We start from the raw sequence: 19,037 nt of genomic DNA, 5'->3' as shown, positions 1-19,037 counted from the left end.
GGGCCTGCTCGCCCGATCGGCCAGGAACGAAACGGCGGAGGCCATGCTCCGCCGTTTCTGGTCGTCACTGTAGGTGTTCCACTGCACGTGCGCGATCCCGACGGATCGCGCACGCGCGCCGGACGCGGATCACTCGATCTCGCGGACCGAGAGCCACTTGAAGTCGACGTCGCCGGCGCTGTCCCAGCGGAAGGTCGCGAGCGGACCGCCCCAGGTCATCGGGATCGCGGCGTCGACGTTGCCGCAATTGTCCGAGTCGCCGCCCCAGCTGCCGTCGTCGACCATGTCGTAGACCTTCACCCAGCTGGTCTTGTCGGCGTTGTCGTTGAGCCAGAGCTCGAGCTTCACCGCGGTCCTACCGTTCACGGTGACGTTCTTCATGATCGACTTGAAGCCCACCCAGCGGCCGATGATCGAGCGGGTGGTGTCGTCGTAGGAGGACTGGTCGTAGGAGACGTGCCACGACTCCTTCTGCCAGCGGGTGCGGCCGTCGTAGTGGAGGGAGCCCTTGTAGGCGGAGCCCTCGCAGGCGATGCCGTCGGAGTGGCGGCCGCCGCGGGCGTACCAGGCGAAGTTGTCCGAATCGTCCGAGGCGGAGTTGACCTTCACGAAGCCGGTCATCTCCACGTTCTTCCAGTCGTTCGGGGCCTGCATGTAGCCCTTCTGGATCAGCGTCGGGCGGTCGTAGGTGTCGATCGCGCCGTTGTCGTAGCCGGTGGAGGTCTCGGCGTGCATGCGGACCTGGTCCGAGCGCATCTTCCAGGAGCCGTCGGCGTTCTTCGTGATGTCGTCCTGGGGATCGAAGCGGGGATCGCGGGTCGGGTCGTCGGCGAGGGTCCAGCTCTCGCCGCCAGCCTTGGTCGGGTAGATCATCGTGACGCCGAAGCGATCGACGTTCTCGCCGGGGGTCGGCTCGGGCTCCGGCTCGGGTTCGGGCTCCGGCTCCGGGGTGGGCTCGGGCTCGGGTTCCGGGGACGGCGTCGGCTGCGGGGTGGGCTTGCCGGTGCCGGGGCGGACCGGATCGCCGCCGGGGATCTCGATGCCCGGGTCGTTCGCCTCGCCGGCGGAATCGCCACCGGCGGAGCCGCCGCAGCCTGCGGCGAGGCCGGTCAGCGCTGCGAGGGTGATCGCGGGCAGCAGTCGATTGCGAAGCATGGGGACTCCTTCGTAGGGGGACGGCTCGCCGGTCCTGCCGGCCGCCTCGTCCGTGGTGCAGCGAGTTGAATCACGTATTGCAACTCAGTTGCGAGAGCCAGACTCCCGGCGGCACGCCTGCCCGTCCAGAGGCGAGCGCCGCCCACAGCGCGGGAAAGGGCGGGCGCGGGCCCACACCCGGGAACGGAAGAAGGCGGCGATCCGCAAGGGAACCGCCGCCTTCGTCGTCCGTGCGCTACCGCCGATCGATCAATCGATCTCGCGGACCGAGAGCCACTTGAAGTCGACGTCCTCGGCGTTGTCCCAGCGGAAGGTCGCGAGCGGACCGCCCCAGGTCATCGGGATCGCGGCGTTCACGTTGCCGCAGTTGTCCGAGTCGCCGCCCCAGCTGCCGTCGTCGGTCATGTCGTAGACCTTGGTCCAGCTCGTCTTGCTGGCGTTGTCGCTGAACCAGAGCTCGAGCTTCACCGCCGGCCTGCCGTTCACGGTGACGTTGCGCATGATCGACTTGAAGCCCACCCAGCGCCCGATGATCGAGCTCGTGGTGCTGCGGTACGACGACTGGTCGTAGGAGACGTGCCACGACTCCTTCTGCCAGCGGGTGCGGCCGTCGTAGTGGAGCGAGCCCTTGTAGGCCGATCCCTCGCAGCCGATGCCGTCGGAGTGGCGCCCGCCGCGGGCGTACCAGGCGAAGTTGTCCGAGCGATCGGAGGCGGCGTTGACCTTCACGAAGCCGGTCATCTCCACGTTCTTCCAGTCGTTGGGCGCCAGCATGTAGCCCTGCTGGATCAGCGTCGGGCGGTCGTAGGTGCGGATCGCCGAGGTGCTGTAGCCGGTGGAGGTCTTCGCGTGCATGCGGACCTTGTCCGAGCGCATCTTCCAGGAGCCGTCGGCGTTGCGGGTGATGCTCTGCTGGGGATCGAAGCGCGAGTCGCGGGTGGGGTCCGCCGCGAGGAACCAGGTCTCGCCGCCGGCCTTCGTCGGGTAGATCATCGTGACGCCGAAGGGGTCGAGGCCCGGCTGCGGCTGGGGCTCGGGGGTCGGCTCCGGCTCCGGCTCCGGCTCGGGTTCCGGCTCGGGCGTGGGTTCCGGCTCCGGGGTCGGCTCGGGCTCGACCGGCTCGGTGAGCTCCGTGCCCCTGACGGCGAGCTCGGTGACGCTGGCCCAGGCGTTCACGCTGTTGCCGTCGACGGTGAGGCGCACGTAGTGGGCCTCCACCGGATCCACCGGGTAGCGCTCGGCCTGCAGCGTGGCGCCGCTGCTGGTGCCGCTGGCCACCGTGGTCCAGCCGTTGCCGTCGCCGGAGACGGCGATCCGGTAGTTCGAGGTGCGGACGTCGCCCAGATACCAGGCCACGTCGACCGCCGCGACCTGCTGGATCCCGCCGAGATCGGCCACCGCCCAGCAGCCCGCGCCGTCGCAGGACCAGCGGGTGTCGAGGTCGCCGTCCACCAGGTTGGCGGGGCCGTTGCCGTCGTGGGCGCTCGCCCTGGTGGCGACGATCCGCAGCGGATCGAGGGGAGCGGTCGGGTTGCCGCCGCTGCCGCCCGATCCACCGGAGCCGCCGCTGCCGCCCGATCCACCGGTCCCGCCACCGGGAATCTCCGGCTTCGGTCCGACCACCACCACGATCCGGTCCGCCCACTGCGCCGGCGTGCGCCCGTTGATCCGGAGCTCCACCGCCCGAACCGCGCGCGGGTTGAACTCGATCGGCCGGGGCGCCTCGCCCCGGATCGCACCGGCATGGACGAGCTCGAAGCGCTCGCCATCCGCGCTCACATGGACGGAGACCTCCGTCCCCACCGGCGCCGCGAGAGGCCAGGTGACGAGCAGGGAGCCCGCCTCCACCGCCTGCTCGAGGGCGCCGCGCACCACGCAGGCCTCGTCTACGCACTCGGTGCGCAGGGCCATCTGCCCCGTCTCACCCTCGGGTGCCTCGCATCCTGCTGCCCAGCCCAGGAGCAGCGCGGCTACGACCGCTGCCATCTTCGTCCGCTGCATCCAATGCCTCTCTCGTTGGGGGGAAAGGCCGAGTTGAAGCACGGAGGGGAGGGCGCTCGCGAGAGCCGGCCACCCGGAGGCCTGCCTGCACGGCTCTCCTGCCGAGCGCGAATCGCTGCGAAGACCGAGCGAGGGAGGACGGCCCGCGGGCGCCGGAGAGCAGGACCGGCCGTTCGTCAAGCCGAACTTGTGCTGCGGTCGAAGTGGGGGTAGCTGGTAGGTTGCCGGAGAAGCTGGTGCCTTCCCCGGAGCCGGGCGTCGACCCGGGTGTCGTATCCGTCACCGAAGTGAAGGCTGTACTCCATGACGAAGTACCTGGCGACGGGCCTTTTGGCCTGCGTGGCCCTCACGGCCACCGCCTGTGGAAGTGAAGAGGACCCCGTCTGCGGAAACGGCGCCGTCGAAAGCGGCGAGACCTGCGATGACGGAAACAACAACGACAACGATGGCTGCACCAACGCCTGCGAGCCCGCCCGCTGTGGCGACGGGATCGTCGAGGACGGTGAGGAAGCCTGCGACGACGGCAACGCCGACAACTCCGACGGCTGCCTGAACACCTGCGAGGTCGCCGTCTGTGGCGATGGCTTCGTGCACGAGGGTGTCGAGGGCTGCGACGACGGCAACGACGACGACACCGATGCCTGCCTCTCCACCTGCGTGCTCGCCTCCTGTGGCGACGGCGTGGTGCAGGAGGGCGAGGCCTGTGACGACGGCAACGACGACGAGACCGACGGCTGCCTCTCGACCTGCCTCGAGGCCCGCTGCGGCGACGGCTTTGTGCAGGCCGGCGTCGAGGATTGCGACGATGGCAACACCTCCGACAACGACGCCTGCCTGAACAGCTGCGAGCTCAACGTCTGCGGCGACGGCAAGGTGAACGACGGCGTCGAGGATTGCGACGACGGCAACACCAACCAGAACGACGCCTGCCTGAACAGCTGCGAGGCGCCCTCCTGCGGCGACGGCTTCATCCAGGTCGGCGTCGAGGACTGCGACGACGGCGCCGCCAACAGCGACACCACGCCCGGCGCCTGCCGCACCACCTGCGAGATGGCCTCCTGCGGCGACGGCACCATCGATCCCAACGAGACCTGCGACGACGGCGCCGCCAACAGCGACACCGAGCCGGGCGCCTGCCGCACCAACTGCGCGCTGGCCACCTGCGGCGACGGCGTGATCGACGAGGGGGAGGCTTGCGACGACGGCGCCGCCAACAGCAACGGCACCCCCGACGCCTGCCGCACCACCTGCACCCTGCCCACCTGCGGCGACGCGGTGAAGGATTCGGGCGAGGCCTGCGACGACGGCAACGAGAACCAGAACGACGGCTGCCTCGCCGGCTGCGTCGCCGCCACCTGCGGCGACGGCATCATCCGCATCGGGGTCGAGGAGTGTGACGACGGGGCCGCCAACAGCGACGAGACGCCGGGCGCCTGCCGCACCGACTGCCACGTCGCCTTCTGCGGCGACGGCGTGACCGACCCTGGCGAGGAGTGCGACGACGGCACCAACGCCGGCGGCGCTGCCGACGTCTGCCGCCCCGGCTGCGTTGCAGCCACCTGCGGCGACGGCGTCCTCGACACCGGCGAGGCCTGCGACGACGGCAACCTCGAGCGCGGCGACGGCTGCGGCCTCACCTGCGAGATCGAGTGCGGCAACGGCATCGTCGATCCGGGCGAGAGCTGCGACGACGGCAACACCGTCGGCGGTGACGGCTGCGGCGCCACCTGCGTCGTGGAGCCGATCGTGATCGGTGACGTATTCACCCCCGAGATCCGCCAGGGCTCGCTCGACACCACCGACCCGACCCACCGTCGCGCCCGCTGGTGGAGCAACGCCTGCCAGGACTTCGGCAACATCACCCACTACGACCTCTACGAGATCCACAACCCGCACGCCGAGGCGAAGGCGATCACCATGCAGGCCACCTGGTCCAGCACCGGTGACGGCTACTTCGTCCTCTACCGTGGGCCCTTCGATCCGAGCAATCCGGCGGTGGGCTGCTTCGCCAGCAACGGCGCCGGCAACACCAGCTACGAGACGAAGCTCGCCGGGATCGTTATCAACCCCAACGAGACCCTCACCCTGATCGCCACCCAGTTCAGCGATCGCGACGGGTACGGCCCCTACACCCTCACCGTCTCGGTGGACAACGTCTGCGGCGACAGCTTCCTCGGCGAGGGTGAGACCTGCGACGACGGCGACGCCATCGCCGGCGACGGCTGCTCCGACAGCTGCCAGCTCGAGACCGGCTACGTCTGCCGCACCCCCGGCCAGCCCTGCACCGTGAGCGTTTGCGGCGACAGCGTGAAGGAGGGCACCGAGGTCTGCGACGACGGCAACGCGATCGCCGGCGACGGCTGCTCCGCCGATTGCCAGCAGGTCGAGACCGGCTACGTCTGCGACACGCCGGACGGCCAGCTCTGCCGCGCGGTGGTCTGCGGCGACCAGATCGTCGACGCGGGTTACGAAGAGTGCGACGACGGCAACGCCATCGCCGGCGACGGCTGCTTCGCTTGCGAGTTCGAGGGCAACACCTGCAACGCGCCCTGGGTCGTCCAGCCCGCTGCGGGCCAGCTCACCTTCGAGTGGAACAACCTCACCACCGAGCAGTTCACCGGGGAGTACGAGGCCACCTGCCGCGAGACCAAGGGCAACGACGCGGTGATCGCCTTCACCTCGCCGGTCGCCGCCCGCTGGCGCTTCGAGGTGGTCGCCGCTCGTGCCTCTGCCACGATGGCGCTCTCGGTCCGCACCGATTGCGTGGACGTGGCCACCGAGCAGGCGTGTATCCAGGACACCAACCCGCGTACGGTGTGGCTCGACTACGACCTCGACGCGAACGAGACCGTCTACCTGATCGCCGATCAGTTCGCGACCAGCTCGTACCTCTACCACACGGACTTCCTCGTCCGCGGCACCGGCATCCCGGTCCTCGGCCTGGGCGAGGCTTGCGACCCTACGTACGCGACCAACCGCTGCGTCGCCGGCTCGTCCTGCCAGGGCGCAACGCTCCCGGTCTGCACCGCGGCCATCTGCGGTGACACCGTGGTGGACTACGTCGCCGGGGAGACGTGTGACGACGGCAACCTGGTCGCTGGCGACGGCTGCGACAGCTGCGCGATGGAAGGCGACAGCTGCGCCGACGCCTTCCCGATGAGCGCCGCCGAGGTTCGGACGGGCGTCTGGACCTGGAGCGCCGACCAGCGGTGGTTCGACAACGACGTCACCGCCACCGCCTGCACCACCTCGACCAACACCGCGACGGGCCGCCTCCGCGACGCGGTGGCGCAGTTCACCGCGCCCACCGCAGGTGAATACACCTTCTACCTCGACACGCCGGACCACAACGGTCTGATGCTCGTCGAGGCAGGGGCGTGCGGGAGCACCACCAGCCAGACCTGCGTCAGCGCCCAGTCGGCCGGCAAGCGGGAGAGCCACACCCGCACGCTCGCCGCAGGCGAGACGGTGACGATCACCGTCGACGCCACCGCCGCTGCCAACGAGATCGCAAGGCCTGCACCGGTCGAGGGTCCCTTCACCCTGACCATCGCGGAGGTCGCCTGCGGCAACGGCGTCGTCCAGGCCGGCGAGTCGTGCGACGACGGCAACCTGATCGACGGTGACGGCTGCAGCTCGACCTGCGTGGCGCAGGGCGACGACTGCTCCTATCCGTTCGACCTGAACGCCATCGACACCGATACCGCGAACGCGCTGCTCTGGACCCACACCGGTTCGACGATGGGCATGTCCGCGGACTACGCGGGCTCCTGCGAGGCTTCGGCGCGGCCGGAGGTGGTCTACGCCTTCACCGCCCCGCAGGCTGGTCGCTACCAGTTCCGGGAGAGCATCGGCACCTCGTTCAACGCCACGCTCTACATCTGGGACAGCTGCCCGCTCTCCGGCACGGGCATGGAGCTGATCTGCAGCGGCAGCGGCAGCACCGACACGATCCAGTACGACCTGACCGCGAACCAGACGGTCTACCTCGTGCTCGATCAGTACGGTACGGCCTCCACCGTGACCGGCACCGGCGACTACGCCCTCGAGGTGACGCTGGTTCCGAGTCCGTAACCACGCACCAGGCCCGGGCCCGCCGCGATCCGGCGGGCCCCGGATGCAGAACGGGCGCCCCTCCGCACGGGAAGGGCGCCCGTTCTCGTATTCGGCGCAGCCAGCAGGCCGATCAGCCGAGCAGCTTGCGCCCCAGCCTGCGCCTGCCGCGCATCTCCGCCGCCACCTGCGCCAGCTCCTCCGCCGGCATCACCCGCGCCGCCAGCGGGTAGAGCACGTCGTCCTCCACCGGGATGTGCTCCTCGTAGGCCGCCACCAGCGCCTCGAGCGCGTCCGCCAGCGCCAGCGCCTCGGGCGTGCCGCACGGGACCCCCGCCGCCTCCGGATCGGGGAGCCCGTCGCCGCTGCCCAGGGTGGGGTCGATCGCCGCCATCGCCCGGACCATCGCCTCGAAGGCAGCGTCGTGCGCGCGGTGCTCGCGCACCATCCCGTCGAGGATCCCCACCGCCTCCTGCTCGCCCGCCTCGAGGAGCCGGGCCCGGAGCCTGGGGAAGAGCGACTGCTCCTCGTCGATGGTGTGCCCCTCGCCGCTCGATCGGAAGAAGAGGAGCGCCGCCTCGAGCTCGTGCCGCTCGATGGCGCCGGCTCCCCGCAGGCGGGCCGCCGCGCGGAGGAAGGTGAAGAGCCGCATCCGGATCCTGCCGTGGCAGGCGGTGAGGAACTGGAGGGGATCGACGAAGGGATCGGTACGCATGGGGATCGCGTAGACCTCTGGCACGCTTCACGCAACCCGGCCCGCGGACGAACCGGAGGAAAAGATGTCCCAGGCCGAGCTCACCACCCACCGCCCCCTCGTCACCGCCCCGCCCCTTCCCCGGGAACACGGCGCCTGGATCGGCCTGGGGACCGCGTGCCTGGTGGGCCTCCTCGCCGGCGGCACGCCGGATCTGCACTCGATCGTCGCCGGCGCCGCGGCGCTCGCCTTCTTCGCGGCGAAGGCCTCGGCGGAGCATTTCGCCATCGGCCTGCGCCCCGAGCGCGCCACCTTCTGGCTCACCGCCTTCGTGGGCGCGGGAGGCATCCTCCTCGCCGCGCTGGGCGATCGAATCCCCCATGGCGGCGCGCCCGTCGCCCTCGTGGCAGCGATGGCGGCGCTCTTCGCCCATGGCGCCGCCCGGGCGGGCAGGGCCCACCGGGCCCTCGTCTGGGAGGCGGTCGGCTTCTTCGGCATCGGAGGCGCCGCGGCGCTGGTCGCCCTGGTCCAGGGCGCGGCGCCGGGCAGGGCGATCGCCTTGTGGCTCCTCGTCGGCGCCCACCTCGCCGCCACCGTCCCCTTCGTCCGCCTCCGGGTGCGGCCCGCTGAGAAGCGCGCCCGCTTCGCTGCCGCCAGCGTGCTCGCGCAGGCGGGCGCAATGCTTGCGGCAGGGGCGGTGGTCGGCGCAGGCCTTGCGTCCCCGCGCATCGCCTTCGCCTTCCTCCCGGCGCTGGTGAAGATCGGCAGGGTGCTGCTCCGCCACGAGGGGCCGCAGCCGGCGAAGCGGGTCGGCCTCGAGGAGACGGGCTGGACCCTGCTCTTCGCCGTGCTCCTCGCGGCGCTCGCCTAATAGAGCCGGTGGTGGGGCAGCCGCGACGCGGGCCCCACTGCATCCTCCAGCGTCACCTCGAGCCGCTCCCGGAAGCCCTCCCGGCGGATCCCGCAGGCGGGCAGATCACAGCCGGAGCAGACCCGGTCGTGGCAGGGGTCGAGGTGGAGGGCGAGCTCGCCCACGAGCCCGCTCCGCTCCTTCACCTGCCGCTCGAGCTCGGTGACCGCCTCGTGGGCCTGGCGCACCGACCAATGCTCCGGCACGAAGAGGTGGGCGTCGACGTGGACCACGTCCCCGGAGCGGATCGCCCGGAGGCGGTGCACGCCGCCCAGCCCCTGCACCGGGCTCTCGTTGAAGGCCTGCACCAGCCGCTGGAGGAGCTCGGGATCCTCCTGGTCGAGCAGGGCTCCCACCGACTCGCGCACGAGCCGCACGCCGGTCCAGGCGAGGAGGCCGCCCACCGCCAGCGCGGCGATCGGATCGAGCCAGACCAGCCCGGTGAGCCGGACCAGCAAGAGGCCCAGGATCACGCCGGCGGTGGTCCAGACGTCGGAGAGGATGTGTTTGCCGTCCGCAACCAGGGTGGCGGAGCCCAGCTGTCTGCCCTCGCGGAGCACGTACGCGCCGAGGAGGAGGTTGGCCGCGCCTGCGCCGGCGGCGATGAGCAGGCCGAGATCGAGGCGCCGGAGCTCCGGCCCCACGATCAGCTGTTGCCCCGCGGTGTAGAGGATCATCACCGCGGCGAAGGAGATCAGCCCGCCCTCGAAGGCTGCCGAGACGAACTCGATCTTGCCGTGGCCGTAGGGGTGATCCCGATCCGCCGGCTGCGCGGCGAAGCGCAGGGCGAAGACGGCGAAGGTCGCCGCCACCACGTTCACCGTCGACTCGAGGGCGTCGGAGAGCACGGCGCTCGAGCCGGTGAGGTACCAGCCGGCGAGCTTGGCCAGGAAGATCAGGCTGCCGCCTGCGAGGGAGACGAGGGCGACGCGCTGCCTGCGGCTGGCGTCTGCACGGGGCTGGGGCTGCGTGGTGTCCACCCGGGCATCGTAGCCCCTGCAGGGCGGAGGGGGAGGGCGCAATGCATGCGCGGGCTCCACTTTCGACGCAAAGCCTGCGGGCGGGTCGCCGGCTTTTGCGCCGCCGGCAGCTTTTTCGCGCCCCTGTCACATTATGGAACGGCTCTTGCTGTTGGGACCGGGCATGAGCCTCATCGCCAAATACGATCGCCCCGGTCCCCGCTATACGAGCTACCCCACGGTCCCCGCCTGGACCGAAGCCTTCCGCGGCGAGAACCTCGCCAGCAAGCTCGACGAGGCCGGCGCCGCAGGCGACCACCTGCCTCTCTCCCTCTACGCGCACCTGCCCTTCTGCAAGGAGATGTGCACCTACTGCGGCTGCAACGTGGTCATCTCGATGAACGGGCAGAAGCACGCCGAGTACGTCGAGGTGGTCCGGCAGGAGATCGATCTGGTGGCCGACAGGCTCGGCGGCCGCAACCAGCTCCTCCAGATCCACTACGGCGGCGGCACCCCCACCGCGCTGGACGAGGCGCTGCTCGTCCGGCTCTGGGACAAGATCACCGAGCGCTTCTCGGTGCAGCGCGACGCCGAGATCGCCATCGAGGTCGACCCGGTGGTCACCTCCCGTGAGCAGCTCGCGCTGCTGCGCGGCATGGGCTTCAATCGGATCTCGATGGGCGTGCAGGACTTCACCCCCGAGGTGCAGCGGGCGGTGAACCGGCTCCAGTCCGTGGGCGAGACCGAGGCGCTGGTGGACTACGCCCGCAAGCTCGGCTACCGCGGGATCAACTTCGACCTGATCTACGGCCTGCCCCACCAGCGGCTCGAGACCTTCGCGAAGACCATCGACGAGGTGATCCGGATCGGCCCCGACCGCGTGGCGATCTTCTCCTACGCCCACGTGCCGCAGCAGCGCCCCCACCAGAAGAAGATCGACGTCTCGTGGCTGCCGCAGGGCGAGGAGAAGTACGCGCTCTTCGCCCACGCCCGGGACCGGCTCCACGCCTCGGGCTACGTCTCCATCGGCATGGACCACTTCGCCAGGGTGGACGACGAGCTCGCCGTCGCCCAGCGGGAGCGCCGCCTCTCCCGCAACTTCCAGGGCTATACGGTCAAGCCCGCCGCCGACATCGTCGCCGTGGGCGCCACCGCCATCGCCGACGTGCAGGGCGCCTACGCCCAGAACGTGCGGCCGCTGGGCCAGTACTACGACGCGATCCGCAACGGCCGCTTCGCCACCGAGCGCGGCGCCTGGCTCTCCCCCGACGACCTGCTCCGCCGCGACGCGATCAACTCGATCATGTGCAACTTCCACCTCGACCTCTCCGCCCTTGGCGCCAAGCACGGCGTCGATGCGGCGGCGCTTCTCGCCCCCTCGATGGCGAAGCTCGACGAGATGGAGAAGGACGGCCTGGTGGAGCGCACCGCCACCACCCTCGACGTGACGCCCGCGGGCCGCACCTTCGTCCGCAACGTGGCGATGGAGTTCGACGCGTACCTGGGCAAGCCGCCGGCGCCGGGCAAGAAGCTGCCGATCTTCTCCCGCACGATTTGATGCCAGGATCCGGAGGGTGGGTTGCGCCCGGCGGCGTTATCCTCCCTCCGTGATCGCATCGCCCGCACCGTTGCAGCTCCGCCTCGACCACCTGCAGCCCTTCCCCTGGGAGGCACTGCTCGCCTTTCTGGCGCGGCGGGCGATCCCCGGCGTGGAGGAGGTGGAGGCAGGCAGCTGGCGCCGCATCGTCTCGCTCGACGGACGCAGCGGCTGGGTCGAGGTGCGGCCGGACGGGCAGGGCGCGGCGCTGGTAGCGACGGTCGATCCCTCCCTCGCCGATCGCCTCGTTCCCCTCGCCGCCCGGCTGCGCCGACTCTTCGATCTCGACGCCGATCCCCTGGGGATCGACGCGCACCTCGCCACGGACGAAGCGCTGCGGCCATCGGTGGAGCGCCTCCCCGGCCTGCGGGTGCCCGGCGCCGTCGACGGCTTCGAGGCGGCGGTGCGCGCGATCCTCGGCCAGCAGGTGACGGTGAAGGGGGCCACCGTGCTCGCCGGCCGCCTCGCGGAGCGCTTCGGCACGGAGACCGGGACGCCTTTCGCCGGGCTGCGGCGGATCTTCCCCACGCCGGCGATCGTCGCCGCCGCAGGGGCCGGGGAGGTGGCGCGCCTCGGCATGCCCGGGGCGCGGGCCCACGCCATCGTGGAGCTCGCCAGCGCCGTCGACGGCGGCCTGCGCCTCGAGCCTGGCGTCCCGATCGATTCGACCCTGGAGCAGCTCCGCGCGCTCCCCGGCTTCGGCGAGTGGACGACGCACTACGTGGCGATGCGTGCGCTCTCCTGGGCCAATGCCTTCCCCGCTGCCGATCTCGGCATTCGCAAGGCGCTCGGCGGGATGAAGCCGAAGGAGGCCCTGTCCCGGGCGGAGCGCTGGCGCCCGTGGCGCTCCTACGCGACCCTGCGCCTCTGGGAGCACGGGGGGCTTCGGGGCTGATTCTTGCGTCAACGGCTCCGACTCTGCTCCAATCCCCCGATACCTGCAGCACCGGGGGGTACCCATGTCCCGCGCCATCCGCCTCTCCGTTGCGGCCCTCGGCCTCCTGGCTGCAGCCTGCGGCGACGACACCGCCGAGGATCGGCAGCCTGCCGAGACCTGCACCACCACGCTCGCGCCCTCCGCCGACGACCAGACCGCGGTGCAGGAGGCCTTCATCCAGGCGGCCTCGGGCAGCACCCTCTGCTTCTCCGACGGGACCTACACCTTCACCGACGAGCTCTCGCTCACCGTGCCGGGGATCACCCTGCGCGGCGTCGGCGACGGCGCGATCCTCGACTTCGCCGGGCAGGAGGCCGGCGCCAACGGGATCAACGTCACCGGCGACGACTTCGCCGTCGAGAACCTCGTGATCAAGAACACGCCGGGCGACGGCATCCGCGTCTCCAACGTGGACGGGGTCACCTTCCGCAAGCTCCGCGTCTCCTGGGACGCGGGCTCGGTCACCGAGAACGGCGCCTACGCCATCTACCCGGTGGGCTGCACCAACGTGCTGGTCGAGGATTGCGAGGTGACCGGCGCCTCGGACGCGGGCATCTACGTCGGCCAGTCCCGGAGCATCGTGGTGCGCCGCAACGTCGCCCACGGCAACGTCGCCGGCATCGAGATCGAGAACAGCACCGGCGCCGAGGTCTACGAGAACGAGGCCTTCGACAACACCGGCGGCATCCTCGTCTTCAACCTGCCCAACCTGCCGGCGGGCATGGGCGAGCGGGTGCTGGTCCGCGACAACGTGGTGGCGGACAACAACCGCGAGAACTTCGCCCCCGCAGGCAACATCGTGGCGATGGTGCCGCCCGGCACCGGCCTGATGATCCTCGCCGCCGACCAGACCGAGCTGAAGAACAACGAGGTCACGGGCAACGACAGCGCCGGCGTCTTCGTGGTGAGCTACCAGACCGTGGAGCAGCTGGGCGCCGGCGGAGCGGAGGATCCCGACTTCGACAAATACTCGTCGGCCACCTGGATCCACGACAACACCTTCGAGAACAACGGCAGCGCCGCCCACGCGCCGCTCACCGCCTTCCGGACCACCGGCGCCGACGTGATCTTCGACGGCTGGGACGATCCGGACGACGAGACCAACGCGCTCTGCGTCGCCGACAACGGCGCGACCACCTTTTTCAACCTCCGCATCGGCGAGAACAAGCAGACCAGCCTCTCGAGCTTCTCGTGCACGCTCGATCCGCTGCCGCCGGTCTCGCTCTGAGAGCGCTGCTCACCGCGCTGCTCCTCGCCGGCTGCGCGCCCGACGCGGAGGCGCCGCGGCTGCCCTGGGCGGCGGCGCCCTTTCCCGCGGTGGAGGCGCCGCCCGAGAATCCCACCACGCCGGAGAAGGTGGAGCTCGGCAGGCTCCTCTTCCACGACCCGATCCTCTCCAGCGACAGGCAGGTGGCGTGCGTCACCTGCCACGGGCAGATCTGGGGTCTCTCCGACGGCCTGCCCCGCTCGATCGGCATCGGCGGCGTGGGCCCCGCCGGCACCGGCCGCACCGGGCCCAACGCCACCCCGCGCAACGCGCAGACGATCTGGAACGCCGCCTTCCGCGCCACGCTCTTCGCCGACGGCAGGGCCGCCTCCCTCGAGGAGCAGGTGCTCTTTCCGCTCGCCGATCCGATCGAGATGGGGCGGGACCCGGAGGCGATCGCCGCCGACCTCCGGGAGATCCCTGCGTACCGCGCGCTCTTCGCCGCAGCCTGGCCCGAGGACGAGGAACCGATCGTGGTGCAGCGGCTGCTCGAGGCGATCGCCGCCTTCGAGCGCACCCTCGTCTCCGACGACGCGCCCTACGATCGCTACGTCGCCGGCGACGAGGGCGCCCTCTCCGCCGAGGCGGTGCGGGGCATGTTTCTCTTCGCGGAGAAGGGCTGCGCCGAATGCCACGTGCCGCCGCTCTTCGAGAGCGATCGCTACGAGCCCACGGCGATCGCCTCCGCGGACGAAGGGCGCTTCGCGATCACCGGCGACCCGGCCGATCGAGGCCGCTTCCGCGTGCCCACCCTGCGCAACGTCCGCGAGACCGCCCCCTACTTCCACGACGGCTCGGCGCGCACCCTCGAGGAGGCGATCGCCGCGGAGGCCCGCGGCGCCGCGCTCGGAGAGGAGGAGGTGGCGGCGATCGCCACCTTCCTGCGCAAGGGGCTGATGGACAAGAGCCGCGAGCCGAAGCGGCCGCTCGAGGTGCCGAGCGGGCTGCGGGTGCCCCTCGACGGCTACCAGATCCCGAGGTGAACGTGACGAGGCTCGTCTGGATCGCGATCGGTGCACTCGTCGCAGCCTGCAGCGGCGGCGGCGGTGGCGAAAAGAGGCAGGGGCAGGCAGACGTCCCCGAGACCCTGGCGGAGTGGGGCCTCTTCGCCGACGGGGCGCAGCAGCTGCCGGCGGATGACGTCCATCCCTACGAGGTGATCGCGCCGCTCTACTCCGACTACACGGCGAAATACCGCTTCATCCGCCTGCCCGAAGGCGGCCGGATCGACTACCGAGCCGACGGCCCCTGGCAATTTCCCGAGGGCACGGTGGTGGTGAAGACCTTCTCCATGCCCCACGACCAGCGCGACCCCGCCGCAGGCGAGCGGCTCCTCGAGACCCGCCTGCTCGTCCGCGAGCGGAACCACTGGCGGCCGCACACCTACGTCTGGAACGAGGCGCAGACCGAGGCGAAGCGCGCCATCGCCGGCGTGCGGCTGCCGATCGAGTGGAAGCACTTCGACGGCGGCACCCGATCGCTCACCTACCGCGTCCCCAACACCAACCAATGCCACGGCTGCCACGGCGAGCACGAGGCGAGCGAGCTCCTCGGCGTGCGCACCGCGCAGCTCGATCGCGACTTCGATTTCGGCAGCGGGCCGGTCAACCAGATCGACCACTTCGCGGCGCTGGGCCTCTTCGCCCAGGCGCCGCCTGCGCAGCGCGAGCGCCTCGTCGATCCCTTCGGAGACGCGCCCCTCGAGCAGCGCGCCCGCGCCTACCTCGAGGCCAACTGCGCCCACTGCCACCACGAGAACGGCGCCGCCTGGGAGACGGGGCTCTGGCTCTCCACCGCCACCACCAATCCGGTGGACCTCGGCATCTGCAGGCGGCCCTTCTCCGCCGGCGAGGCCACCGGCGGCAGGCCCTTCGACATCGTCCCCGGCCACCCCGAGCAATCGGTGATGGTCTTCCGGATGGCCTCCGCCGATCCGGAGATCAAGATGCCGGAGCTGCCCACCCAGATCCCGCACGACGAGGCGATCGAGCTGATCACCGATTGGATCGCAGGGATGAGCCCCGCAGGCTGTCCCTGATCCGGCGGGCGGGCCCCGCTGCGGGTGTTGCGATCGGGGGCCGCGCCGCCGAGCGTGCCGTGATGCGCTGGCTCGTCCCGATCGCCGCCGTGCTCCTCCCCGCCGCGGCGACGGCGCAGGGGCGGTGCGAGATCCCGGCGCCAGCTTCGACGGAGGAGCCGGCGCTCCGGATCGGCGGCGCCCTGCGCTTCAACTACGTCTGGGCGGGCTGGCTCGAGGGAAGCCGCGAGCGGGGCGGCGACATCTTCTTCGAGAGCGTGATCCTCCAGGGCGACGCCTCGATCGACCGCTTCTCCTTCTCCGCCCAATACCGCCTCGCGGTGGGCTTCCAGGCGCTGCGCCACGGCTGGATCGGCTGGCAGCCGAGCGACGAGCTCCTGCTGCAGGTGGGGCTGGTGCCCGTCTCCTTCGGCCTGCTCCCCTACGCCTCCCACAGCTGGTTCTTCGCGCTGCCCTTCTACGTGGGGCTCGAGGACGATCACGACGTGGGCGCCCTCGCCACCTGGCGGCCCGGCCGCTTCACCTTCCACCTCGGCCTCTTCAAGAACGCCGAGCCCGGCCTGATCGGCGAGCTGCGGAGCAGCGCCCGCCTCGGCTACGACGTGGTGCCCGCCAGGGTCGGCGACTTCGAGCGCTTCGAGGAGGAGACCAACGCCGTACACGGCAGGGCGGCGCTCCGCCTCGGCGACGAGGCCATCGGCGCGGAGGTGGGGATCTCCGCCCGCTGGGGCCAGCTCTGGGACGGCACCGCCTTCGGCGACCACCAGGCGGCAGCCGTCCACGTCGAGGCCCGCCTCCACCGCTTCGACTTCAAGCTCGAGGCGGCGCGCTACCGCTTCGCGCCGGCGGACGGCTCCGACACCGTGGTCTTCGGCGCCTTCGGCATCCCCTACGCCGTCGCCGCGGAGGGCTCGCTCTTCGTCGCCGGCGTCGCGTACGAGCTGCCGGTGGAGCTCGGTCCGGTGGAGCGCCTCCTCCTCTACGACGACGCCAGCTTCCTCGTGAAGCACGTGCCCGGCGCGAGCGACAGCGCCTTGAGCAGCCTCGGCGTCCGCGTCGACGCAGGGCCCGTCCTCTCCTGGATCGAGTGGATCGCCGGCAGGAACATGCCCTTCGTCGGACCGGAGACCGCCTTCGGCCTCGCCGCGGGACGGAGCGGCGCCCCCTGGGAGCACCGCCTCAACGTCAACTTCGGCTACTACTTCTTCTGAACCCGCGGTTTCAGCGCAGCACCTGCGCCGCCTTCACCTCGTTCACCAGCGCCTCGCCCCGCTCGAAGGCGGCCACGTTGGTCAGGGTGGTCTCGGCGATGTTCTCCAGCGCCTCCCTGGTGAGGAAGGCCTGGTGCGAGGTGATGAGCACGTTGGGGAAGCTGATCAGCCGGGCGAGCACGTCGTCGAGGAGCACGCGATCGGAGAGGTCGTGGAAGAAGATCCCCTCCTCCTCCTCGTAGACGTCGAGGCAGGCGCCGCCGACCTGGCCGCTCTTCAGCTTGTCGATCAGCGCCCGCGAGTCGATGAGCGCGCCGCGGCCGGTGTTGATCAGCACCACCCCCCGCTTCATCTTCGAGAGCGCCCCCGCGTCGATCAGGTGGTAGGTCGCCGGGGTGAGCGGCACGTGCAGCGAGATCACGTCGCTCTCGCGGTAGAGCGGATCGAGCTCCACGAACTCCACCCCCGCCTCCGCCGCCAGCTTCTCGTCCGGCCGCAGGTCGTAGGCCAGCACCCGCATCCCGAAGCCCCTGGCGATCCGCGCCGCCGCGTGGCCGATCCGCCCGACGCCCACCAGGCCCATGGTCTTGCCGTGGAGATCCCAGCCGACCAGCCCCTCGAGGGAGAAGTTGGAGTCCCGGACCCGGACCGCCGCCCGGGGGATCTTGCGGACGAGGGCGAGCAGCATGGCGAAGGCGTGCTCCGCCACCGCGTAGGGGGAGTACTCCGGGACCCGGACGACCCGCATGCCCAGCCCCTCCGCCACCCGGAGGTCGACGTTGTTGAAGCCCGCCGAGCGCAGGGCGACGAGCCGGGTGCCGCCCTCGTGGAGCGTCCGCAGCGTCGCCTCGTCGAGGCGGTCGTTGACGAAGACGCAGACCGCGGGAAAGCCGCCGGCCAGGCTGGCGGTGGCGGATCCGAGGCGGGCCTCGAAGAAGGTGAGCTCGTGGCCGTGGCGGGCATTGACCGCCTCGAGGACCTCGCGGTCGAAGCGGTGGGTATCGAAGACGGCGATGCGCATGCCCTGAAGGCTATGCATCGCGGCTCTTGCGCTCATCACGTCCGCCCCTACTCCGATCGTGGGGCCGGCCTGCGGCTTTTGCGCTCCACCGCGGGACGGGCGCAAAGCCTGCGGCAGGCGCCGCGCCGCCGCGAAACGCCGATCGAGCGTGCAGCTCCCCGGAAACGGCCTCTGGCGCAGGCCCGGGCCCGATCTCAATGGATGGCACGGTCTTCGCTCTACCTCCCGGCAACACGCCCCGGAGGATGCAATGGTCGCCGTCGCCCGCCAGCTCACCGACTTCTTCGCAGCAGAGCCCGTTCGCCCCCGCGCGGTCGAATCGCTGACCCGCGCCGACCGGATCCGCGGCCTCGCGCTCCGCTGGCGGGACCAGCGCGACACCGCCGCACGCGACGCGCTCCTCGACCTCCACCAGCCGCTCATCCACGCCTTCGCCAAGCGCTATCCCTCCCGCCTGGGCTACGAGGACCTGGTGCAGGAAGCGCAGCTCGGCTTCCTCCGCGCCCTCGATACGTACGACCCGGACCGCGGCGTCGAGCTCTCCACCTACGCCCGCCACTGGATCCGTGCCTACGTCCACCGCTACCTCCTCCGCTCCTGGAGCGTGGTGGCCCGCTTCACCACCCACGAGAAGCGCCGGGTCTTCTTCGGCGCCGGCCACGCCCGCAGGGCGCTGGGCCTCGCCGGCCAGGAGGAGGAGGAGGGCGACGAGGAGAAGGTCGCCTCCCGCCTCAAGGTCCGCCCCGAAGTGGTGCGCGAGGTGGAGTCGGCCCGCGGCCTCCACGACGAGGCCCTCGAGGGGAGCAGCGACGATGGCCACGAGCGCTTCGCCTCGTGCCTCCCCGGCCCGGACGACGCGGCGATCGACAACGAGCGGGCCCGCCTCCTCCGCGAGCGCCTGCCGAAGGCTCTCGCCACCCTCGACGAGCGGGAGCGGATGATCTTCCTCAGCCGCTTCGACCCCGACGAGGCGGTGCCCCTCGAGGAGCTCGGCGCCCGCCTCGGCGTGACCCGCGAGCGTGCCCGCCAGCTCGAGACCCGCGCCCGCAAGAAGCTCGCCGCCTCCTTCGCCGATCTGGTGGACGAGGAGACGGCCCGGCAGGCGATGGTGGCGCCCCCGCGCCGTCGCTGCCGCGCCCGCTCGAACGCCGCCGCCACTGCCTGAGCCGGCGGTTCGGAAAAAAGAACCAAGTC

The 19,037-nt window shown here is 71.2% G+C and carries 14 protein-coding genes; 9 read left to right on the top strand and 5 right to left on the bottom strand.

The window, feature by feature from the left end; translation table 11 throughout:
• Positions 1 to 129 precede the first annotated feature (129 nt).
• Together ACESMR_RS14205 and ACESMR_RS14200 are read right to left on the bottom strand one after the other, a co-directional pair.
• A complete protein-coding gene (locus ACESMR_RS14205) occupies positions 130 to 1,155 on the bottom strand; it encodes a carbohydrate-binding protein (protein ID WP_373047755.1) in 1,026 nt (341 codons plus the stop codon).
• A 249-nt stretch (positions 1,156 to 1,404) separates the two neighbouring features.
• Positions 1,405 to 3,156, bottom strand: a complete 1,752-nt coding sequence (locus tag ACESMR_RS14200) for a discoidin domain-containing protein (protein WP_373047754.1) — start codon at positions 3,154 to 3,156, stop codon at positions 1,405 to 1,407.
• Between the two features lie 303 nt (positions 3,157 to 3,459).
• Between ACESMR_RS14200 and ACESMR_RS14195 the strand changes: the two genes are divergently transcribed.
• Entirely contained in the window at positions 3,460 to 7,230 is a 3,771-nt protein-coding gene (locus ACESMR_RS14195; protein WP_373047753.1) for a DUF4215 domain-containing protein, read from the top strand.
• A gap of 112 nt (positions 7,231 to 7,342) precedes the next feature.
• Here ACESMR_RS14195 and ACESMR_RS14190 read toward each other — a convergent pair whose 3' ends face one another.
• Positions 7,343 to 7,924 carry a hemerythrin domain-containing protein gene (locus tag ACESMR_RS14190; RefSeq protein ID WP_373047752.1) on the bottom strand — a complete coding sequence of 194 codons (582 nt, stop codon included), beginning with the start codon at positions 7,922 to 7,924 and terminating at the stop codon, positions 7,343 to 7,345.
• A gap of 64 nt (positions 7,925 to 7,988) precedes the next feature.
• Here ACESMR_RS14190 and ACESMR_RS14185 point away from each other — a divergent pair, with 64 nt between their 5' ends.
• Entirely contained in the window at positions 7,989 to 8,774 is a 786-nt protein-coding gene (locus ACESMR_RS14185; protein ID WP_373047751.1) for a YwiC-like family protein, read from the top strand.
• Here ACESMR_RS14185 and ACESMR_RS14180 read toward each other — a convergent pair.
• Positions 8,771 to 9,793: a cation diffusion facilitator family transporter gene (locus tag ACESMR_RS14180; RefSeq protein ID WP_373047750.1), complete on the bottom strand. Its 1,023-nt coding sequence runs from the start codon at positions 9,791 to 9,793 to the stop codon at positions 8,771 to 8,773. The genes ACESMR_RS14185 and ACESMR_RS14180 overlap by 4 nt on opposite strands.
• A 163-nt stretch (positions 9,794 to 9,956) precedes the next feature.
• Between ACESMR_RS14180 and hemN the strand changes: the two genes are divergently transcribed.
• The 6 genes from hemN (at position 9,957) to ACESMR_RS14150 (ending at position 16,822) form a co-directional block, all read left to right on the top strand.
• A complete protein-coding gene (gene hemN, locus ACESMR_RS14175) occupies positions 9,957 to 11,330 on the top strand; it encodes an oxygen-independent coproporphyrinogen III oxidase (protein WP_373047749.1) in 1,374 nt (457 codons plus the stop codon).
• 49 nt (positions 11,331 to 11,379) lie between these two features.
• The gene (locus ACESMR_RS14170; RefSeq protein ID WP_373047748.1) at positions 11,380 to 12,264 is read left to right on the top strand and encodes a DNA-3-methyladenine glycosylase family protein; all 885 of its coding nucleotides are present in this window, start codon (positions 11,380 to 11,382) and stop codon (positions 12,262 to 12,264) included.
• Between the two features lie 64 nt (positions 12,265 to 12,328).
• Positions 12,329 to 13,534 (top strand): parallel beta-helix domain-containing protein, encoded by a 1,206-nt coding sequence (locus ACESMR_RS14165; protein ID WP_373047747.1) that lies wholly within the window; start codon positions 12,329 to 12,331, stop codon positions 13,532 to 13,534.
• Positions 13,498 to 14,556, top strand: a complete 1,059-nt coding sequence (locus tag ACESMR_RS14160; RefSeq protein WP_373047746.1) for a cytochrome-c peroxidase — start codon at positions 13,498 to 13,500, stop codon at positions 14,554 to 14,556. Before ACESMR_RS14165 ends, ACESMR_RS14160 begins: the two co-directional genes overlap by 37 nt.
• Positions 14,557 to 14,558: 2 nt before the next feature.
• Entirely contained in the window at positions 14,559 to 15,611 is a 1,053-nt protein-coding gene (locus tag ACESMR_RS14155; protein WP_373047745.1) for an SO2930 family diheme c-type cytochrome, read from the top strand.
• A gap of 62 nt (positions 15,612 to 15,673) precedes the next feature.
• The gene (locus tag ACESMR_RS14150; RefSeq protein WP_373047744.1) at positions 15,674 to 16,822 is read left to right on the top strand and encodes a hypothetical protein; all 1,149 of its coding nucleotides are present in this window, start codon (positions 15,674 to 15,676) and stop codon (positions 16,820 to 16,822) included.
• A gap of 10 nt (positions 16,823 to 16,832) precedes the next feature.
• Here the strand turns inward: ACESMR_RS14150 and ACESMR_RS14145 are convergent, their stop codons facing one another.
• Complete coding sequence (locus ACESMR_RS14145; protein ID WP_373047743.1) at positions 16,833 to 17,861, bottom strand: 2-hydroxyacid dehydrogenase; 1,029 nt, start codon at positions 17,859 to 17,861, stop codon at positions 16,833 to 16,835.
• Positions 17,862 to 18,093: 232 nt separating this feature from the next.
• Between ACESMR_RS14145 and ACESMR_RS14140 the strand changes: the two genes are divergently transcribed.
• On the top strand, positions 18,094 to 19,008 hold the full coding sequence (locus ACESMR_RS14140) for a sigma-70 family RNA polymerase sigma factor (protein WP_373047742.1): 915 nt from the start codon (positions 18,094 to 18,096) through the stop codon (positions 19,006 to 19,008).
• Positions 19,009 to 19,037: the final 29 nt, after the last annotated feature.

The sequence above is a fragment of the Vulgatibacter sp. genome, from assembly GCF_041687135.1.
Lineage (GTDB): Bacteria > Myxococcota > Myxococcia > Myxococcales > Vulgatibacteraceae > JAWLCN01.
Note: the sequence above shows the minus strand (reverse complement) of the source record. Positions and strands in the feature narration are given on the sequence as shown.

What these genes read in the sequence shown, in the direction of transcription:
- ACESMR_RS14205 (WP_373047755.1), bottom strand. Translation starts at nt 1,155, where the DNA reads ATGCTTCGCAATCGACTGCTGCCCGCGATCACCCTCGCAGCGCTGACC.
- ACESMR_RS14200 (WP_373047754.1), bottom strand. Translation starts at nt 3,156, where the DNA reads ATGCAGCGGACGAAGATGGCAGCGGTCGTAGCCGCGCTGCTCCTGGGC.
- ACESMR_RS14195 (WP_373047753.1), top strand. Translation starts at nt 3,460, where the DNA reads ATGACGAAGTACCTGGCGACGGGCCTTTTGGCCTGCGTGGCCCTCACG.
- ACESMR_RS14190 (WP_373047752.1), bottom strand. Translation starts at nt 7,924, where the DNA reads ATGCGTACCGATCCCTTCGTCGATCCCCTCCAGTTCCTCACCGCCTGC.
- ACESMR_RS14185 (WP_373047751.1), top strand. Translation starts at nt 7,989, where the DNA reads ATGTCCCAGGCCGAGCTCACCACCCACCGCCCCCTCGTCACCGCCCCG.
- hemN (WP_373047749.1), top strand. Translation starts at nt 9,957, where the DNA reads ATGAGCCTCATCGCCAAATACGATCGCCCCGGTCCCCGCTATACGAGC.
- ACESMR_RS14165 (WP_373047747.1), top strand. Translation starts at nt 12,329, where the DNA reads ATGTCCCGCGCCATCCGCCTCTCCGTTGCGGCCCTCGGCCTCCTGGCT.
- ACESMR_RS14150 (WP_373047744.1), top strand. Translation starts at nt 15,674, where the DNA reads ATGCGCTGGCTCGTCCCGATCGCCGCCGTGCTCCTCCCCGCCGCGGCG.
- ACESMR_RS14145 (WP_373047743.1), bottom strand. Translation starts at nt 17,861, where the DNA reads ATGCATAGCCTTCAGGGCATGCGCATCGCCGTCTTCGATACCCACCGC.
- ACESMR_RS14140 (WP_373047742.1), top strand. Translation starts at nt 18,094, where the DNA reads ATGGTCGCCGTCGCCCGCCAGCTCACCGACTTCTTCGCAGCAGAGCCC.